Source organism: Paracoccus sp. J55, assembly GCF_000513975.1.
Classification (GTDB): Bacteria; Pseudomonadota; Alphaproteobacteria; order Rhodobacterales; family Rhodobacteraceae; genus Paracoccus.
In genome coordinates, this window is sequence record NZ_AZVA01000012.1 from 98,936 (window position 1) to 114,666 (window position 15,731).

17 protein-coding genes are annotated in these 15,731 nt (G+C 68.1%); 13 read left to right on the forward strand and 4 right to left on the reverse strand.

All coding sequences use genetic code 11. The annotated features are described in order from the left end of the window. Positions 1–41: 41 nt before the first annotated feature. Both PARJ55_RS0112770 and PARJ55_RS0112775 read right to left on the reverse strand, forming a co-directional pair. Entirely contained in the window at positions 42–692 is a 651-nt protein-coding gene (locus PARJ55_RS0112770) for a murein L,D-transpeptidase family protein (protein ID WP_028713410.1), read from the reverse strand. Further along, the gene (locus PARJ55_RS0112775; protein WP_028713411.1) at positions 689–1,873 is read right to left on the reverse strand and encodes a MalY/PatB family protein; all 1,185 of its coding nucleotides are present in this window, start codon (positions 1,871–1,873) and stop codon (positions 689–691) included. The genes PARJ55_RS0112770 and PARJ55_RS0112775 overlap by 4 nt, the downstream gene beginning before the upstream one ends. A gap of 77 nt (positions 1,874–1,950) precedes the next feature. On the opposite strand from PARJ55_RS0112775, the gene def reads away from it, so the two are divergent. The 4 genes from def (at position 1,951) to PARJ55_RS0112795 (ending at position 4,572) form a co-directional block, all read left to right on the forward strand. Continuing rightward, complete coding sequence (gene def, locus PARJ55_RS0112780; RefSeq protein ID WP_028713412.1) at positions 1,951–2,472, forward strand: peptide deformylase; 522 nt, start codon at positions 1,951–1,953, stop codon at positions 2,470–2,472. Continuing rightward, complete coding sequence (locus tag PARJ55_RS0112785) at positions 2,465–3,022, forward strand: peptide deformylase (RefSeq protein ID WP_028713413.1); 558 nt, start codon at positions 2,465–2,467, stop codon at positions 3,020–3,022. Before def ends, PARJ55_RS0112785 begins: the two co-directional genes overlap by 8 nt. A 54-nt stretch (positions 3,023–3,076) precedes the next feature. Then, the gene (locus PARJ55_RS0112790) at positions 3,077–3,274 is read left to right on the forward strand and encodes a hypothetical protein (protein WP_028713414.1); all 198 of its coding nucleotides are present in this window, start codon (positions 3,077–3,079) and stop codon (positions 3,272–3,274) included. A 194-nt stretch (positions 3,275–3,468) separates the two neighbouring features. Next, the gene (locus tag PARJ55_RS0112795; protein ID WP_028713415.1) at positions 3,469–4,572 is read left to right on the forward strand and encodes a pyridoxal phosphate-dependent aminotransferase; all 1,104 of its coding nucleotides are present in this window, start codon (positions 3,469–3,471) and stop codon (positions 4,570–4,572) included. Between the two features lie 49 nt (positions 4,573–4,621). On the opposite strand, the gene PARJ55_RS0112800 is transcribed toward PARJ55_RS0112795, so the two are convergent. After that, the gene (locus PARJ55_RS0112800; protein WP_028713416.1) at positions 4,622–5,104 is read right to left on the reverse strand and encodes an Lrp/AsnC family transcriptional regulator; all 483 of its coding nucleotides are present in this window, start codon (positions 5,102–5,104) and stop codon (positions 4,622–4,624) included. A gap of 121 nt (positions 5,105–5,225) precedes the next feature. Here PARJ55_RS0112800 and PARJ55_RS0112805 point away from each other — a divergent pair, with 121 nt between their 5' ends. The 7 genes from PARJ55_RS0112805 to ggt all read left to right on the forward strand — a co-directional run bounded on the left by PARJ55_RS0112805 (position 5,226) and on the right by ggt (position 13,824). Next, complete coding sequence (locus PARJ55_RS0112805) at positions 5,226–5,570, forward strand: DUF2849 domain-containing protein (RefSeq protein WP_028713417.1); 345 nt, start codon at positions 5,226–5,228, stop codon at positions 5,568–5,570. After that, positions 5,563–7,218 (forward strand): nitrite/sulfite reductase, encoded by a 1,656-nt coding sequence (locus PARJ55_RS0112810; protein ID WP_028713418.1) that lies wholly within the window; start codon positions 5,563–5,565, stop codon positions 7,216–7,218. The genes PARJ55_RS0112805 and PARJ55_RS0112810 overlap by 8 nt, the downstream gene beginning before the upstream one ends. Continuing rightward, entirely contained in the window at positions 7,211–7,942 is a 732-nt protein-coding gene (locus PARJ55_RS0112815) for a phosphoadenylyl-sulfate reductase (RefSeq protein ID WP_028713419.1), read from the forward strand. The genes PARJ55_RS0112810 and PARJ55_RS0112815 overlap by 8 nt, the downstream gene beginning before the upstream one ends. Beyond that, on the forward strand, positions 7,939–8,310 hold the full coding sequence (locus PARJ55_RS0112820) for a DUF934 domain-containing protein (protein ID WP_028713420.1): 372 nt from the start codon (positions 7,939–7,941) through the stop codon (positions 8,308–8,310). The genes PARJ55_RS0112815 and PARJ55_RS0112820 overlap by 4 nt, the downstream gene beginning before the upstream one ends. A 53-nt stretch (positions 8,311–8,363) precedes the next feature. Continuing rightward, positions 8,364–9,200, forward strand: coding sequence for a ferredoxin--NADP reductase (locus PARJ55_RS0112825; RefSeq protein ID WP_036696987.1), 837 nt, complete (start codon positions 8,364–8,366; stop codon positions 9,198–9,200). Between the two features lie 124 nt (positions 9,201–9,324). Beyond that, a complete protein-coding gene (gene topA, locus PARJ55_RS0112830; protein WP_028713422.1) occupies positions 9,325–11,880 on the forward strand; it encodes a type I DNA topoisomerase in 2,556 nt (851 codons plus the stop codon). A gap of 219 nt (positions 11,881–12,099) precedes the next feature. After that, positions 12,100–13,824 carry a gamma-glutamyltransferase gene (ggt, locus tag PARJ55_RS0112835; protein ID WP_156929478.1) on the forward strand — a complete coding sequence of 575 codons (1,725 nt, stop codon included), beginning with the start codon at positions 12,100–12,102 and terminating at the stop codon, positions 13,822–13,824. Here the strand turns inward: ggt and PARJ55_RS0112840 are convergent. Then, positions 13,818–14,165, reverse strand: a complete 348-nt coding sequence (locus PARJ55_RS0112840) for a DUF488 domain-containing protein (RefSeq protein ID WP_028713424.1) — start codon at positions 14,163–14,165, stop codon at positions 13,818–13,820. The two genes, ggt and PARJ55_RS0112840, sit on opposite strands and share 7 nt — an antisense overlap. Before the next feature lie 109 nt (positions 14,166–14,274). Between PARJ55_RS0112840 and PARJ55_RS0112845 the strand changes: the two genes are divergently transcribed. Both PARJ55_RS0112845 and PARJ55_RS0112850 read left to right on the forward strand, forming a co-directional pair. Beyond that, positions 14,275–15,003, forward strand: coding sequence for a CoA transferase subunit A (locus tag PARJ55_RS0112845; protein ID WP_028713425.1), 729 nt, complete (start codon positions 14,275–14,277; stop codon positions 15,001–15,003). Continuing rightward, the gene (locus PARJ55_RS0112850) at positions 15,003–15,647 is read left to right on the forward strand and encodes a 3-oxoacid CoA-transferase subunit B (protein ID WP_028713426.1); all 645 of its coding nucleotides are present in this window, start codon (positions 15,003–15,005) and stop codon (positions 15,645–15,647) included. Before PARJ55_RS0112845 ends, PARJ55_RS0112850 begins: the two co-directional genes overlap by 1 nt. Positions 15,648–15,731 lie beyond the last annotated feature (84 nt).

Sequence of the window (15,731 nt, forward strand, 5' to 3'; positions counted from 1 at the left end):
TTGGGCAGGGCCTGCGGCAAGCCGTCACGCCGGGGCAGGTTTCAGGGCCGGATCTCGACCTCGGTGCCGATGCGGGCATGGGCGAAGATTTCCTCGATCTCGGCATTGTCGACGGCGATGCAGCCGGCGGTCCAGTCGCCCTTGACGCGAAAGCCGTCGGGGATCTGGTTCGGCTGGCCGTGGATCATGATGTCGCCGCCCGGGCTGACGCCCAGCCGGCGCGCAGCCTCGCGGTGGCGGGCCTGCGGATAGTCGATGCCCAGCGACAGGTGATAGGCGCTTTGCCGGTTCAGCCGGTCGATGCGGAAGATGCCCTCGGGCGTGCGGCCGTCGCCCTCGCGGCTCTTGTCGCCCTCGGGCGCGAAACCCAGGGCGATGCGGAAGGTCCGGGGCGGGCCGCTTTCCTGCCAGACGGTCATGCGCCGGGCGGATTTCTCGACCAGGATGCGCCGGACGGGCGAGGCGATGGGTGCCTCCGGCATTGTCGGCGGGCGCTGGAAGACCGGCGGCAGGGTGATGCGCGGCAGCCGGAACTCGGGCAGGCGCAGATCGGGCAAGCCCGGCCAGTGCCAGCCCGCCGCCGGCGGCTGGGGCTGGGGCTGCGGCGCGGGCTGCGGCGCCCAGATCAGCCACAGCCCCCAGAGCACCGCCGCCAGGCACAGCGCCGAGAAGATGCCGCCCAGCCGCTTCATTGCAGGTCGCGGAACGCCTCTTGCAGCCGCGCCACGGCCTCGGCCACCCGGGCGCGCGGGGTGGCGAGGTTGAAGCGCAGTAAGTCCTCGCCCCCGGTGCCGAAACTGCCGCCGTGGTTCGCGGCGATGCGGGCGCCCTGCTCGACGCGGCGGGTGAACTCGGCGCGTTCCATGCCGGTGTCCGAGAAATCGACCCAGGCGAGATAGGTTGCCTGCAAGGGCATCGAGCGCAGGCCGGGAATCGCGTTCACCCCGTCGTCGAACAGCCGCCGGTTGCCGTCCAGATAGCCGGTCAGCGCATCGACCCAGGCCGCGCCCTCGGGCGAATAGGCGGCGGCGACCATGCCCGGCCCGAACAGCCCGGGCGAGATGCCCAGGGCCATCAGCCGGGTTTGCAGGCGCTTGCGCAGCCTCTCGTCGGCCACGATCAGGTTGCCGATATGGGCGCCGGCGATGTTGAAGGTCTTGGTGGCGGCGGTCAGCGTCACCAGCCGCGGCGCGGCCTCGGGCGCGACGGTGGCCAGCACCGAATGGCGCGGGCCGCCGGGCAGGACCAGGTCGTGGTGGATCTCGTCCGAGACCAGGATCAGGTCATGGGCGGCGCAGAAATCGGCGACCTGACGCAATTCCTCGGCGCTCCAGACCCTGCCGCCGGGATTGTGGGGCGAGCACAGGATCAGCATCCGCTCGCGCCCGGTCAGCAGCTTCTGCCAGCCCTCCCAGTCCATGCGATACTGCCCGTCATGCATGGCCAGCGGGAACTCGGCCACCTCGCGGCCTGACGCGCGGATCACCCGGGCGAAGGCGTGATAGACCGGGGTCATGATGATCACCCGGTCGCCCGGCCGGGTGAAGGCATCGACGCAGACCGCCGTGCCGTTGACCAGCCCGTGCGCCGAGAGGATCCATTCCGGCTGCACTTGCCAGCCGTGGCGCGTCTCCATCCACCAGCGGATCGCCTCGACATAGGCCGGGTTGGCGCCGGGATAGCCATAGACGCCATGCGCCGCCATCGCCTCGACCGCGCGCTGCACCGAGGCCGGCGGGCGGAAATCCATGTCTGCGACCCACATCGCGATCCCGTCCTGGGGCGAGACGCCGTAGATCGCCTGCATGTCGTCCCATTTGGAACAGGCGGTGCCGGTGCGGTCGATGATTTCGTCGAAATCGGGCTGGGCCATGGTTTCCCCTCGTTTTCCGTCGCCGTGCAGCATAGCGGCTTGTTGCGCAAGGCCAAGGCTTGCCCTAGATCACGGTCATGACCTTGCGCAGCATCATCCTCCACCCCGATCCGCGGCTGAAGAAGCCCTGCGAGCCCGTGGCCCGCATCACCCCCGAGATCGAGACCCTGGCCGCCGACATGCTGGCCACCATGTATGACGCGCCGGGCGTGGGCCTGGCCGCGCCGCAGGTCGGCGTGCTGTCGCGGCTTTATGTCATGGATTGCGAAAAGGACCCCGAGGCGCCGCGCAACCCCGTCGTCATGGTCAACCCCGAAGTGACCTGGACGTCCGAGGCGCTGAACACCTATGAGGAGGGCTGCCTGTCGATCCCCGACCAATATGCCGACGTGACCCGCCCGGCCCAGGTCCGGGTGCGCTGGCTCGGCCTCGACGGCAAGACGCATGAGCGCGAGTTCGAGGGGCTCTGGGCCACCTGCGCCCAGCACGAGATCGACCATCTCGACGGCAAGCTGTTCATCGACTACCTGAGCCCGATCAAGCGCCAGATGATCACCCGCAAGATGGTCAAGCTGAAGCGCGAGCGGAACCGTGCCTGAGCCCCTGTCGGGCCAGGACGCCGCGCAGGCGTCCGGGGGGCCCGACCCCGCCGCGCTGGCCGCCCGCGGGCGCATCCGCCCGATCCTGCTTCATCCCGACCCGGCGCTGCGCCGCCTCTGCGATCCGGTCGGCCGGCTCGGCTGGGACCAGGTCTCGCAACTGGCCGCCGACCTGCTGGCGACCATGTACGACGCCGGCGGCCGCGGCCTCGCCGCGCCGCAGATCGGCGAAGGCTGGCGCATCTTCGTCATGGATCACGGCTGGAAGGAGGGCGCGCCCTTGCCCCGCGTGGTCATGGACCCCGAGATCGCCCCGCTGGGCGGCGAGGTCGCGACCATGGAGGAAGCCTGCCTCTCGATCCCCGGCCGGCCGATGGCGGTGACGCGGCCGGTCACGATCTCGATGCGTTGTTTCGACATGAGCGGGGCGCTGCAATTGCTGACCCTGAACGGCATCGAGGCCCGCATCGCCCAGCACGAGGCCGACCATCTCGACGGCCGGCTGATCCTCGACGCGCTGGACGGCGGGGAAGAGTTCGCCGCGCGTTAAGCCGGCCTTAGCCATTTCGCGCTAGACCGGGGGCGAAATCGCCGGAGTCGCCGCTTGTCCCTGCTGCCCGAAATCCTCTGCTTTCTCCTCGGCCTGTGGCTCGGCCGGCGGTCGAGGCGCGCCCATGGACGGCGGCGCGAACAGCCCCGCGACGAATGGCTGGCCTATGGCCAGGGCACCGGCATCCATGTCCGGCGCGATTCGCGGCGGGCGGACAGCCCGGGGCGGATCTACCTGCACTCGCCTCCTTGACCCGGCAGACCGCATCTCTGCCGGGCTGCCGGTTCCCGGGCCGCCTGCCGATTGCGCAGGACGATGCCGAGGCCGTAGGCGGGGCCGATCGGGCTTTGCCGGCGGCCGGATGCGGCGAGGCGCTGCGTCGGGCGTCCGGGCCATCGGGACGCGCGCCCTTGCGCGCCGCGCGGGATTGCGGTTTCTGTGGCGGCATGACCCGGTTCCGCTTTGCCCCCATCGCCGCCGCGTTGCCCGCGACGGTCCCCTTCACCGGCCCCGAGGCGCTGGAGCGCCGCCGCGGCGCGCCGTTCCGCGCCCGGCTGGGCGCCAATGAGAACGGCTTCGGCCCCTCGCCCAAGGCGGTCGAGGCCATGGCCCGGGCATCGGCCGAGATCTGGAAATACGGCGACCCGGACAGCCACGACCTGCGCCATGCGCTGGCGGCGCGGCACGGGGCGGCACCCGAAAACGTCATGGTGGGAGAGGGGATCGACGGGCTTCTTGGCCTGCTGGTGCGGCTGATGCTGGCGCCGGGCGAGGTGGTGGTGACCTCGGACGGGGCCTATCCGACCTTCAACTACCATGTCGCGGGCTTCGGCGGCCGGCTGGTGAAGGTGCCCTATCGCAAGGATGCCGAGGACCCCGAGGCGCTGGCCGCCGCCGCGCATCGCCATGGCGCCCGGCTGGTCTATCTTGCGAATCCCGACAATCCCATGGGCAGCTGGCATCCCGGTTCCCGGATCGAGGCCATGCTGGACGAACTGCCCGCAACCGGCCTGCTGGTGCTGGACGAGGCCTATGCCGAATTCGCCCCGGCGGAGGCGATCCCGCGCATCGATCCCGAGGACGCGCGGGTGATCCGCTTCCGCACCTTCTCCAAGGCCTATGCCATGGCGGGCGCCCGGGTGGGCTATGCCATCGGCCCGGCCGAGCTGATCGCCGGCTTCGACCGCATCCGCAACCATTTCGGCATGAACCGCACGGCGCAGATCGGCGCGCTGGCGGCGCTGGAGGATGCGGACTGGCTGGCGCATGTCCGCGCCGAGGTTGCCGCCGCCCGCGACCGCATCGCTGCCATCGCGCAATCGAACGGGCTGACCGCCCTGCCTTCGGCGACGAATTTCGTCGCCCTCGACACGCATCGCGACGGTGCCTTCGCCCGCGCCCTGCTTGAGGCGCTGGCCGGGCAGGGCGTCTTCGTGCGCATGCCGGGCGTCGCGCCGCTGGACCGCTGCATCCGCGTCTCCTGCGCGCCCGAACCGGAACTTGCCGTCCTGGCCGAGGCGCTGCCCCGCGCACTCAAGGCGCTGGCCTGACCGCTTCTTCGTTGTCCAAACACCCATGCGGCCGCGCCGCGGGCGCAGGTCAGTCCAAGGGCAGCGCCGTGGTCGCCTTCAGCTCCTCCATCGACAGAAGCGCGGTGACGTTGTGGATCCGCACCTCCGAGATCAGCGCCTGATAGAAGCGGTCATAGGCCCGCGCGTTGCGCACCCGCACCTTCAGGATATAGTCGATGTCGCCGGCCAGTCGGTGCGCCTCGATCACCTCGGGCCGGGCGCGCACGGCGGCCAGGAAGCGCCGCGCCCAGTCCGGGTCGTGCTCGCTGGTGCGGATCAGCACGAAGAAGCAGGCGTCCAGTCCCAGGGAATCGGGGTCCAGCAAGGCCACCTGGCCGCGGATCACCCCCGCCTCGCGCAGCTTGCGAATCCGGTTCCAGACCGGGGTCTTCGAGGCGCCGACTCGGGCCGCGATGTCGTCCAGCGACAGCGTCGCGTCCTCTTGCAGCAGGGACAGGATTTTGCGGTCCGTGTCGTCCAGCCGGATGGGTGTTTGTCTGTCGTCGCTCATCGTGAAACCTGATCCTTCCTGCCGGGCGGACATGCGAAGATGTTTCTTATTTTCCCGCCCCACTCGTCAATATGGGGGATTTTTTTCTATATATACGCCAGAGAAAACGAAAGGCACAGCCATGTCCAAAGGCTTCACCCCATCCCCCGCGACCCCCGCCGTCATCACCGCGAATGACCTGCGCATGGGCCATTGCGTGTGGATGCGTGACGGCGGCTGGACGGCCGACCCGCGCGAGGCCGAGCTTTTCGAGGACGAGGCCATCGCCGAGCTGGCGCTGCTCGAAGCCGTCGGCCAGTCGGACGTCGTCGTCGGCCCCTATCTGGCCGAGGCCCGCCGCGGTCCCGACGGCCGCCCCGAGCCCACGCATTTCCGCGAGGCGTTCCGCCGCCGCGGGCCCTCCAACTACTTCCATGGCAAGCAAGCCGAATTCGCCCAGTCCGAACTCGAGGCCAGCAATGTTTGACGCGCGTCCCCAGCATAACGAATATCTCCGCCACCGCGCCCAGCAGTTCCGCCAGCAGGTCGAGCGCCGGCTGAACGGCAGCCTGACCGAGGACGAGTTCCGGCCGCTGCGGCTGATGAACGGTGTCTATCTGCAGCTGCACGCCTACATGCTGCGCGTGGCGATCCCCTACGGCACCATCAGCCCCGACCAGATGCGCACCTTGGCGCTGCTGGCCGAGAAATGGGACAAGGGCTACGGTCACTGGACGACGCGGCAGAACATCCAGTTCAACTGGCCGAAGCTGGTCGATATCCCGGACATGCTGGACGCGCTGGCCGATGCCGGGCTGCACGCCATCCAGACCTCGGGCAACACGATCCGCAACGTGACCACCGATGCCTTTGCCGGCGCCGCCGCCGACGAGGTGACGGACCCGCGCCCCTATGCCGAGCTGCTGCGGCAATGGTCCACCGACCATGCCGAGTTCCAGTTCCTGCCGCGCAAGTTCAAGATCGCCGTCTCGGGCGGCAAGAAGGACCGCGCCGTGATCGCCGCGCATGACATCGGGCTGCGGCTGGTCAGGAACGACAAGGGCGAGCTGGGCTATCAGGTCTGGATCGGCGGCGGCTTGGGCCGCACGCCGCTGCTGGGCCAGGTGGTGCGCGAATACCTGCCCGAGGCCGACCTGCTGCCCTATGTCGAGGCGATCATCGCCGCCTACAACCTTTCGGGCCGCCGCGACAACAAGTACAAGGCCCGCATCAAGATCACCGTGGCCGAGCGCGGCCTCGAGGTGATGCGCGAGGAGATCGAGGCCGAGTTCCAGCGCCGCCGCGAGACTTTCACCGGTGCCGACCAGGACCTGCTGGCCGCGCTGAAGAACCTTTATGCTCCGCCGGCCTTCCGCAACGAGCCCGAGGGCGATTACGAAGAGCGCCGCGCCGCGAATGCCGCCTTCCGCAGCTGGACCGACACCAACCTCTCGGCCCACAAGACGCCCGGCTATGCCAGCGTCACCGTGACCTTCAAGGCGCCGGGCCAGACGCCTGGCGATGCCTCGGCCGAGCAGATGCGCCTGCTGGCCGATCTGGCCGAACGCTACGGCCATCACGACCTGCGCATCAGCCACGAGCAGAACGTGGTGCTGCCGCATGTCCACAAGTCCGACCTGTTCGCGCTTTACCAGGAGCTGAATGCGGCGGGGCTGGCGACGGCCAATGCCGGGCTGATCAGCGACATCGTCGCCTGCCCCGGCATGGATTACTGCACCCTGGCCACCGCCCGCTCGATCCCGATCGCGCAGGACATCGCGGCGCATTTCCGCGCCCGCGGCCTGGAGGAGGAGATCGGCAAGTTCAACATCCGCATCTCGGGCTGCATCAACGCCTGCGGCCATCACCATCTGGGCCATATCGGCATCCTCGGCCTCGACCGCGCCGGGGTCGAGAACTACCAGATCACGCTGGGCGGCGACGGCTACGACATCCCGGCCATCGGCCAGCGCGCCGGCGCCGGCTTCCCGGCCGAAGAGGTGGTGCCGGCCATCGACCGCGTCATCAACGCCTATCTGGAGCTGCGCGCCATGCCCGAGGAGCGTTTCATCGACACCTATCGCCGTGTGGGGGTGGCTCCGTTCAAGGCGGCGCTGTATCCGGCCGATGCTTGATCAGACGCTGGATGCCCGCGCGGCGCGGCTGAACGACCGCTATCGCCATCACGCCGCGACCGAGGTGCTGCGGCGTGCCCTGCGCGACCCCGACCTGGGCTCGACCACGCTGGTCTCGAGCTTCGGGGCGGAATCGGTGGTGCTGTTGCACATGGTCTCGGTGGTGGCCCCGGGGACGCCGGTGCTGTTCATCGACACGATGATGCTGTTCCAGGAGACGCTGGATTACCAGGTCGAGGTCACGCAGAAGCTGGGGCTGACCGACGTGCGGGTGATCCGCGCCAGCGAACGCGAGGTGGCGCTGAACGACCCGGACGGCACGCTGCACCAGTTCAACACCGACGCCTGCTGCGATTTCCGCAAGACCATTCCCCTGGAGCGCGAGCTGTCGAAATTCGACGCCTGGATCACCGGCCGCAAGCGGTTCCAGGGCGGCGAGCGCCAGCAGCTGGAATTCTTCGAATCCGAGCCGCCCTCGCGCTTGCGCATCAACCCGCTGGCGCATTGGCGTCCGCAGGACGTTCAGGACTACATGGCCGAGAACAACCTGCCGCGTCACCCCCTGGTCGCCAAGGGCTATGCCTCGATCGGCTGCGCGCCCTGCACCTCGCCGATCAAGCCGGGCGAGGACCCGCGCGCCGGCCGCTGGCGTGGCAGCAACAAGACCGAATGCGGCATCCATTTCATCGGCGGCAAGATGGTCCGCACGGGAGCGAATGCATGAGCGATTTCTTTCTGGTCCGCGATGACGGCTTTCACCCCCATGACGGGGCCGAGCCGGTGGTGCTGGCCCCGGATACCGATCCGGCGGCGCTGGACGGCTATCTGGAGCAGCCGCTGATCGCCATCGACTTTCCGGCCATGACCGACGGTCGCGGCTTTACCCTGGCCCGCCTGCTGCGCGAAAAGGGCTATCGGGGGCGGCTGCGCGCCGTGGGCGGGCTGATCTCGGACCAATATGCCATGGCCCGCCGCGTCGGCTTCGACGAGGTGCAGATCCCCGCCGCGCTGGCCGCGCGCCAGCCGCAGGAGCAATGGCTCTATCGCGCCGACTGGCAGGACTGGGACCATCGGTCGCGTCTGGCCGGCTGACACCCGGGGTTTCGCCCCGCCTTCCCATGCATTAGATAAACCGGGACCCCGAAATGACACTGGATCTCTCCGTGGACCTCGCCGCCAAACCCGCCAAGACCCTGCCCGACGCGCAGACCGTGACCTCGGTCCGGCACTGGAACGACCGGCTGTTCTCGTTCCGGGTGACGCGCCCGGCCAGCCTGCGGTTCCGTTCGGGCGAGTTCGTGATGATCGGCCTGCCCGGCGACAACGGCAAGCCGATCCTGCGCGCCTATTCCATCGCCTCGCCGGCCTGGGACGACGAGCTGGAATTCTATTCGATCAAGGTGCCGGACGGGCCTCTGACCTCGAAGCTGCAGAACATCCGGCCGGGCGACGAGATCATCCTGCGCCCGAAGCCGGTGGGCACGCTGGTGCTGGACGCGCTTCTGCCCGGCAAGCGGCTGTGGTTCCTGGCCACCGGCACCGGCATCGCGCCCTTCGCCAGCCTGATGCGCGAGCCCGAGAGCTATGAGCGTTTCGAGCAGGTCATCATGATGCATACCTGCCGCACCGCCGACGAGCTGGCCTATGGCCGCGAACTGGTCGAGAACCTGCGCCACGACCCGCTGCTGGGCGAGCTTTATGGCGAGGAATTCGCCAGCCGGCTGCTTTATTACCCGACCACGACGCGCGAGGAATCGCCCTTCATGGGCCGGATCACCGACAACCTGACCTCGGGCAAGGTGTTCCGGGATCTGGGCCTGCCGCCCATGGATGCGGCAAATGACCGCGCCATGATCTGCGGCAGCCTGGCCTTCAACACCGATGTGAAGGCGGTGCTGGAAGGCTTCGGCCTGCGCGAGGGTGCCAACAGCGATCCCAAGGAATTCGTGGTCGAAAAGGCCTTTGTCGGCGACGGGATCTGAGCCGCTGCCGGGGGCTTTGCGCCCCCGGACCCCCGCAGGATATTTGGACAAGAAAGAAGCCCGGCGTTGACAGTCCGCCGGGCTGTGCCCATGTTCCGGCGCCGAATCATGCGAAGGAATTTTCATGCCCGTCGTCGTCGTTGAATCCCCGGCCAAGGCCAAAACGATCAACAAGTACCTGGGCGACGACTATACGGTTCTGGCCTCGTTCGGGCATGTGCGGGACCTGCCGCCCAAAGATGGCAGCGTCGATCCCGAGGCGGATTTCGCCATGAAATGGGAAGTCGCCTCGGAATCCAGGAAGCATGTCAAGGCGATCAAGGATGCGCTGGCCGCGGATCCGAAGCTGATCCTGGCCACCGACCCCGACCGCGAGGGCGAGGCGATCTCGTGGCACCTGCTGGAGACGCTGGCGCCGGCGCTGAAGAAGGGTGCCGAAGTCAGCCGCGTCACCTTCAACGCCATCACAAAGAATGCCGTGACCGAGGCGATGGCCAGGCCCCGCCAGATCGACCAGCCGCTGGTCGATGCCTATCTGGCGCGCCGGGCGCTGGATTATCTGGTCGGCTTCAACCTGTCGCCGGTCCTGTGGCGCAAGCTGCCCGGCGCCAAGTCGGCGGGCCGGGTGCAGTCGGTCGCCCTGCGCATCATCGTCGACCGCGAAATGGAGATCGAGGCCTTCAAGGCCCGCGAATACTGGTCGGTCCATGCCCGGCTGGCGACGCCGCGCGGCGACGAATACGACGCGACCATGACCGTGTTCGGCGGCAAGAAGCTGGAACGCTTCGACATCGCCACCGAGGAGCAGGCGAAGCTGGCGGTGGCCGCGATCACCTCGCGCGACCTGAGCGTCGCCAGCGTCGCCGCCAAGCCCGCCAGCCGCAATCCCTGGCCGCCCTTCATGACCTCGACCCTGCAGCAGGAGGCCAGCCGCAAGCTGGGCCTTGGCGCGCGGGCCTGCATGTCGGCGGCGCAGCGGCTCTACGAGGCGGGCTACATCACCTATATGCGGACCGACGGCATCGACATGGCCCCCGAGGCGGTGATGGCCGCCCGCGACGCGATCAAGGCGCGGTTCGGGGCGGAATACCTCCCCAAGGCGCCGCGCATGTACAAGAACAAGGCGAAGAACGCGCAGGAAGCGCATGAATGCATCCGGCCGACCGACATGATGCTGTCGCCGGACCGGCTGCCGGTCGCCGACAAGGACCAGAAGGCGCTTTACGACCTGATCTGGAAGCGGACCCTGGCCAGCCAGATGGAATCGGCCCGGATGGAGCGCACCACGGTCGAGCTTGCCTCGGCCGACGGCCAGGTGGGCCTGCGCGCCAACGGCCAGGTGATGCTGTTCGACGGCTTCCTGCGGGTCTATGATCAGGGCCGCGACGACGAGGAGGACGAGGACGGCCGCCGCCTGCCGCTGATCCACGAGGGCGAGGCGGCCGAGAAGCGCGGGGTCACCCCCGAGCAGCATTTCACCCAGCCGCCGCCGCGCTATACCGAGGCGACGCTGGTCAAGCGCATGGAAGAGTTGGGGATCGGCCGGCCCTCGACCTATGCCTCGATCATCGGCACGATCCAGGACCGCGACTATGTCCGCAAGGAGCAGAACCGCCTGATCCCCGAGGACAAGGGCAGGCTGGTCACCATCTTCCTGCAGAAATACTTCCCGCGCTATGTCAGCTACGATTTCACCGCCAATCTGGAGGGGGAGCTCGACGACATCTCCTCGGGCGAGCGTGCCTATCGCGAGGTGTTGCGCCGTTTCTGGCGGGATTTCACCGCCGCGCTGGAGGGCACCAGCGAGCTGCGCATCACCGAGGTGCTCGAAGCGATCGACGACGCGCTGGCACCGCATCTCTATCCGCCGCGCGCCGATGGCGGCGATCCGCGCGAATGCCCGCTCTGCCACAAGGGCCGGCTGCATCTGAAGACGGCGCGCTCGGGCGGGGCCTTCATCGGCTGCTCGAACTACCCCGATTGCCGCTTCACCCGGCCGATTTCCTCGCCCGATGCCGAGGTGGTGGGCGACACCGTGCTGGGCGTGGACAAGGGCGACCAGATCAGCCTGAAGAACGGCCGCTTCGGGCCTTATGTCCAGCGCGGCGAGGCGACGGCCGAACAGCCGAAGCCACCGCGCGCCTCGATCCCCAAGGGCTGGGATCTGGCCTCGGTCGACCTGGAGCGGGCGCTGGCCCTGCTGGCCCTGCCGCGCGAGATCGGCCCGCATCCCGAGGACGGCGTTCCGGTCGAGGCCGGCATCGGCCGCTACGGCCCCTATGTGAAGCATGGCGCGAAATACGCCAACCTGCCGGAGGTCGACGAGGTCTTCACCATCGGCATGAATCGCGCCGTCGAGGTGCTGGCCCAGAAGGTCACCCGCGGCAGGGCGGCCGCCGCCGCGCCGCTGGCGGAACTGGGCGAGCATCCCGAGGGCGGGCCGGTGCAGGTGATGAGCGGACGCTATGGGCCTTACGTCAAATGGGGCAAGGTCAATGCGACGCTGCCCCGCGACCTGGAGCCCGGCGCGGTCACGCTGGAGCGGGCCCTGGAACTGATCGCCGAGAAGGCCGCGAAATCGGGCAAGAAGCCGGCAAAGAAGGCTGCCGCCAAGAAGCCGGCCGAAAAAAAGACCGCCGCAAGGAAGCCTGCGGCTGCCAAGGCGAAGAAGGCCGGGTAAGCGCCCGCTTCGCCTCGGACTCTGAGTATTTGAAAAACGGTGAAACATGCGGTTGCGCTGGAAATCGGATGCTGCACGGCGCTTCACCGTTTCACAAATACTCATGACGCGGCCTGGACGCGGGCGCATCGCCGCAGTTTTGGCTTTTTGATCCGAGCCGTTCTGCTGCTAGGCTCGACCCGCAAGGGTTGAGCGGAGGGCGCCGTGAAGGATCGAATCATGAGGATGGGCCGCGTGCCGGCCGTCGTGCTGGCCGGCTGCATCGCATTGCCGGCGGCGGCGCAGGAGGCCGCGATTTTCGACGTGATGGACCGGATCCATCCGGTCTGGGCGGAAAGCAGCATGGTCTCGGCGCAGGAGCGGCTGGCCGCCGAGATCGGCCGCGACATCATGGCCCAGGGCGGCAACGCGGTCGATGCGGGCGTGGCGGTGGCCTTTGCTCTGGCCGTCACCCTGCCGCGCGCCGGCAATATCGGCGGCGGCGGCTTCATGCTGGTGCATGAGGCCGAGACCGGCCAGACCCATGCCATCGACTATCGCGAGATAGCCCCGCAGGGCGCCTCGCGCGACATGTTCCTGGACGCGGCGGGCGAGGCGGACAGCGAGAAGTCGCTTTACAGCGGCGCCGCCTCGGGCGTGCCGGGGACGGTGGCGGGAATGAAGCTGGCGCTGGACAAATATGGCAGCATGGACTGGGCCGAAGTGATCGCCCCGGCGATCCGGCTGGCCGAGGAGGGGATCACCGTCACCCCGGAGCTGGCCGACAGCATCGAGGCCGAGCGCGAGCATCTGGAGAAATTCCCGTCGAGCGCGAAGATCTTCTTCAAGGAGGGTGGGGCGGCCTATCGGCCCGGCGACCGGCTGGTGCAGGCCGATCTGGCGGCGACGCTGAAGAAGATCGCCGCCGAGGGGCCGGACGGATTCTACAAGGGCGAAGTGGCCGAGGCCGTCGCCAAGGCGGTGCAGGACGCCGGCGGGCTGATCACCGTCGAGGACATGGCCGCCTACAAGCCCGTGGAACGCGAGCCGGTGCGCGGCACCTATCGCGGCCATGAGGTGGTCTCGATGCCGCCGCCCTCGTCCGGCGGGGTGCATCTGATCCAGATCCTGAACGCGCTGGAGGGCTATCCGATCGGCGCCCTGGGGCAGAACTCGGGCGAGACGATCCACCTGATGGCCGAGGCGATGAAGCTGGCCTATGCCGACCGCTCGGAATACCTGGGCGATCCGGATTTCGTCGATGTGCCGGTCGCGGCGCTGACCAGCAAGGATTACGCGGTCGAGATGCGCCGCAAGATCAGCGCCGATTTCGCCACGCCCTCGGTGATGATCAAGCCGGCGGATCTGGCGCCTTACGAATCCGACCAGACCACGCATTTCTCGGTCGTGGACAAGGAGGGCAACGCGGTCTCGAACACTTATACCATCAATCTGAACTACGGCTCGGGCCTGGTGGCCGAGGGTACGGGCGTGCTGATGAACAACGAGATGGACGATTTCTCGGCCAAGCCCGGGGTGCCCAATGCCTTCGGCCTGGTCGGGGGCGATGCCAATGCAGTCGAGCCGGGCAAGCGGCCGCTCTCCTCGATGACGCCGACCATGGTGCTCAAGGACGGCAAGGTCTGGCTGGTCACCGGCTCGCCCGGCGGGGCGCGGATCATCACCACGGTGCTGCAGGTGGTGATGAACATGATCGACCACGGCATGAACGTGGCCGAGGCCTCGACCGCGCCGCGCGTCCATCACCAATGGCTGCCCGACGAGCTGCGCGTGGAGGAGGGCATCAGCCTCGACACCATCCGCATCCTGCAGGCCAAGGGCCATACGGTTGCGGTCAAGGAGGCGATGGGCTCGACCCAGTCGATCATGCGCGACCCCGGGACGGGGACGCTGTACGGCGCTTCGGACCCGCGCCGGCCGGATGCGGCGACGCTGGGCTACTGAGCAAGGTAGTCGCGCAGCGCGACGGCATTGTTGTGCTGCGTGTCGCGGGCGCCGTAGAGCAGCGTCACCGGGCCCTTGCGGATCAGCGCCCGCAGCTCGCGCAAGGGGGCGGGATTGGCGTCCAGCTCGGCGCCGTAGCGGCGCCGGAATTCGGGCCATTTCTCGGGGTCGTGGTTGAACCAGTGCCGCAACGCGTCCGAGGGCGCGATCTCTTTCAGCCAGAGATCCGCGCCCAGCTTCTCGCGGCTGATGCCGCGCGGCCAGATGCGGTCCACCAGAACCTTGCAGCCTTCTTTCGGCCCGGGCGGGTCATAGGCGCGTCGGATGGAAATCTCGGTCATGGCAACCTCTTTCGCAAGGCAATTCCCGGGCCGGCCTCGGGGTTCCCGGCACGTTGACTCGGTTTTCGAAACTGGCGAAAACGAGGCCGGTGGACATGGGAGGTGGTGGATGAACAAGATCTATCCCAGCGCGGATTTGGCGCTTGGGGGTTTGCTTCGTGACGGGATGGTGATTGCGGCGGGGGGCTTCGGGCTTTGCGGCATCCCGGAGCTTTTGATCGAGGCGATCCTGCGCGCCGGGACCAGGGAGCTAACCATCGCCTCCAACAATTGCGGCGTGGACGGGTTCGGGCTGGGCAAGCTCTTGGACTCGCGGCAGATCCGCAAGATGATCTCCTCCTATGTCGGCGAGAATGCCGAGTTCATGCGCCAGTATCTCTCGGGCGAGCTGGAGCTGGAGTTCAACCCGCAGGGCACGCTGGCCGAGCGCATGCGGGCGGGCGGCGCCGGCATCCCGGGCTTTTATACGAAAACCGGCGTCGGCACGGTGATCGCCGAGGGCAAGGAGCATCACGATTTCGACGGCGAGACCTATATCCTGGAACGCGGCATCGTCGCCGACCTGGCCATCGTCAAGGGCTGGAAGGCGGACGAGTCGGGCAACGTGGTGTTCCGCAAGACCGCGCGCAACTTCAACGTGCCGGCGGCGAAATGCGGCCGCATCTGCGTCTGCGAGGTCGAGGAGATCGTGCCGACGGGCAGCCTCGATCCCGACGCCATCCACCTGCCGGGGATCTATGTCCATCGGCTGATCCAGGGCCAGCACGAGAAGCGCATCGAGCAGCGCACGACACGTTCGCGCGTCTCCGACACGACCGGCAAGAAGGAGACCGTCTGATGGCCGCCGAAATCAAGGGCTGGGACCGCAACCGGATGGCGGCGCGGGCCGCGCAGGAACTGCAGGACGGCTGGTATGTGAACCTCGGGATCGGCATCCCGACGCTGGTGGCGAACTACATCCCCGAGGGGGTGCATGTGACGCTGCAATCGGAAAACGGCATGCTGGGCATCGGGCCGTTTCCTTACGAGGGCGAGGAGGACCCGGACCTGATCAATGCCGGCAAGCAGACGGTGACCGAGCTGCCGCAGACCGCCTATTTCGACAGCGCCGAGAGCTTCGCGATGATCCGCGGCGGCAAGATCGCCATGGCGATCCTGGGGGCGATGGAGGTGGCCGAGAACGGCGACCTGGCGAACTGGATGATCCCCGGCAAGCTGGTCAAGGGCATGGGCGGGGCGATGGACCTGGTGGCGGGCGTGGGCCGGGTGGTGGTGGTGATGGACCACACCAACAAGGCGGGCGAGTCGAAGGTGCTGAAATCCTGCACCCTGCCCTTGACGGGCCAGGGCGTGGTGAACCGGATCATCACCAATCTGGGGGTGCTGGACGTGGTTCCGGGCGGGCTGAAGATCGTCGAGCTGGCCGATGGCGTCAGCGAGGACGCGCTGCGCGCCGCGACCGAGGCGNCNATCGTCGGGTGAGCTGACAGGGGGAGGGGGCTTCCGCCCCCTCTTGCGGCTGAAGCCGCAATTCACCCCCGAGGATATTTGGACAAGAAAGAAGGA

Bases quoted from the DNA above. Each gene is read 5' to 3' on its own strand.
- topA (WP_028713422.1), top strand. From the start codon at position 9,325: ATGCCCGTCGTCGTCGTTGAATCCCCGGCCAAGGCCAAAACGATCAAC.
- PARJ55_RS0112800 (WP_028713416.1), bottom strand. From the start codon at position 5,104: ATGAGCGACGACAGACAAACACCCATCCGGCTGGACGACACGGACCGC.
- PARJ55_RS0112840 (WP_028713424.1), bottom strand. From the start codon at position 14,165: ATGACCGAGATTTCCATCCGACGCGCCTATGACCCGCCCGGGCCGAAA.
- ggt (WP_156929478.1), top strand. From the start codon at position 12,100: ATGAGGATGGGCCGCGTGCCGGCCGTCGTGCTGGCCGGCTGCATCGCA.
- PARJ55_RS0112770 (WP_028713410.1), bottom strand. From the start codon at position 692: ATGAAGCGGCTGGGCGGCATCTTCTCGGCGCTGTGCCTGGCGGCGGTG.
- PARJ55_RS0112845 (WP_028713425.1), top strand. From the start codon at position 14,275: ATGAACAAGATCTATCCCAGCGCGGATTTGGCGCTTGGGGGTTTGCTT.
- PARJ55_RS0112810 (WP_028713418.1), top strand. From the start codon at position 5,563: ATGTTTGACGCGCGTCCCCAGCATAACGAATATCTCCGCCACCGCGCC.
- PARJ55_RS0112820 (WP_028713420.1), top strand. From the start codon at position 7,939: ATGAGCGATTTCTTTCTGGTCCGCGATGACGGCTTTCACCCCCATGAC.
- PARJ55_RS0112795 (WP_028713415.1), top strand. From the start codon at position 3,469: ATGACCCGGTTCCGCTTTGCCCCCATCGCCGCCGCGTTGCCCGCGACG.
- PARJ55_RS0112805 (WP_028713417.1), top strand. From the start codon at position 5,226: ATGTCCAAAGGCTTCACCCCATCCCCCGCGACCCCCGCCGTCATCACC.
- PARJ55_RS0112775 (WP_028713411.1), bottom strand. From the start codon at position 1,873: ATGGCCCAGCCCGATTTCGACGAAATCATCGACCGCACCGGCACCGCC.
- def (WP_028713412.1), top strand. From the start codon at position 1,951: ATGACCTTGCGCAGCATCATCCTCCACCCCGATCCGCGGCTGAAGAAG.
- PARJ55_RS0112825 (WP_036696987.1), top strand. From the start codon at position 8,364: ATGACACTGGATCTCTCCGTGGACCTCGCCGCCAAACCCGCCAAGACC.
- PARJ55_RS0112815 (WP_028713419.1), top strand. From the start codon at position 7,211: ATGCTTGATCAGACGCTGGATGCCCGCGCGGCGCGGCTGAACGACCGC.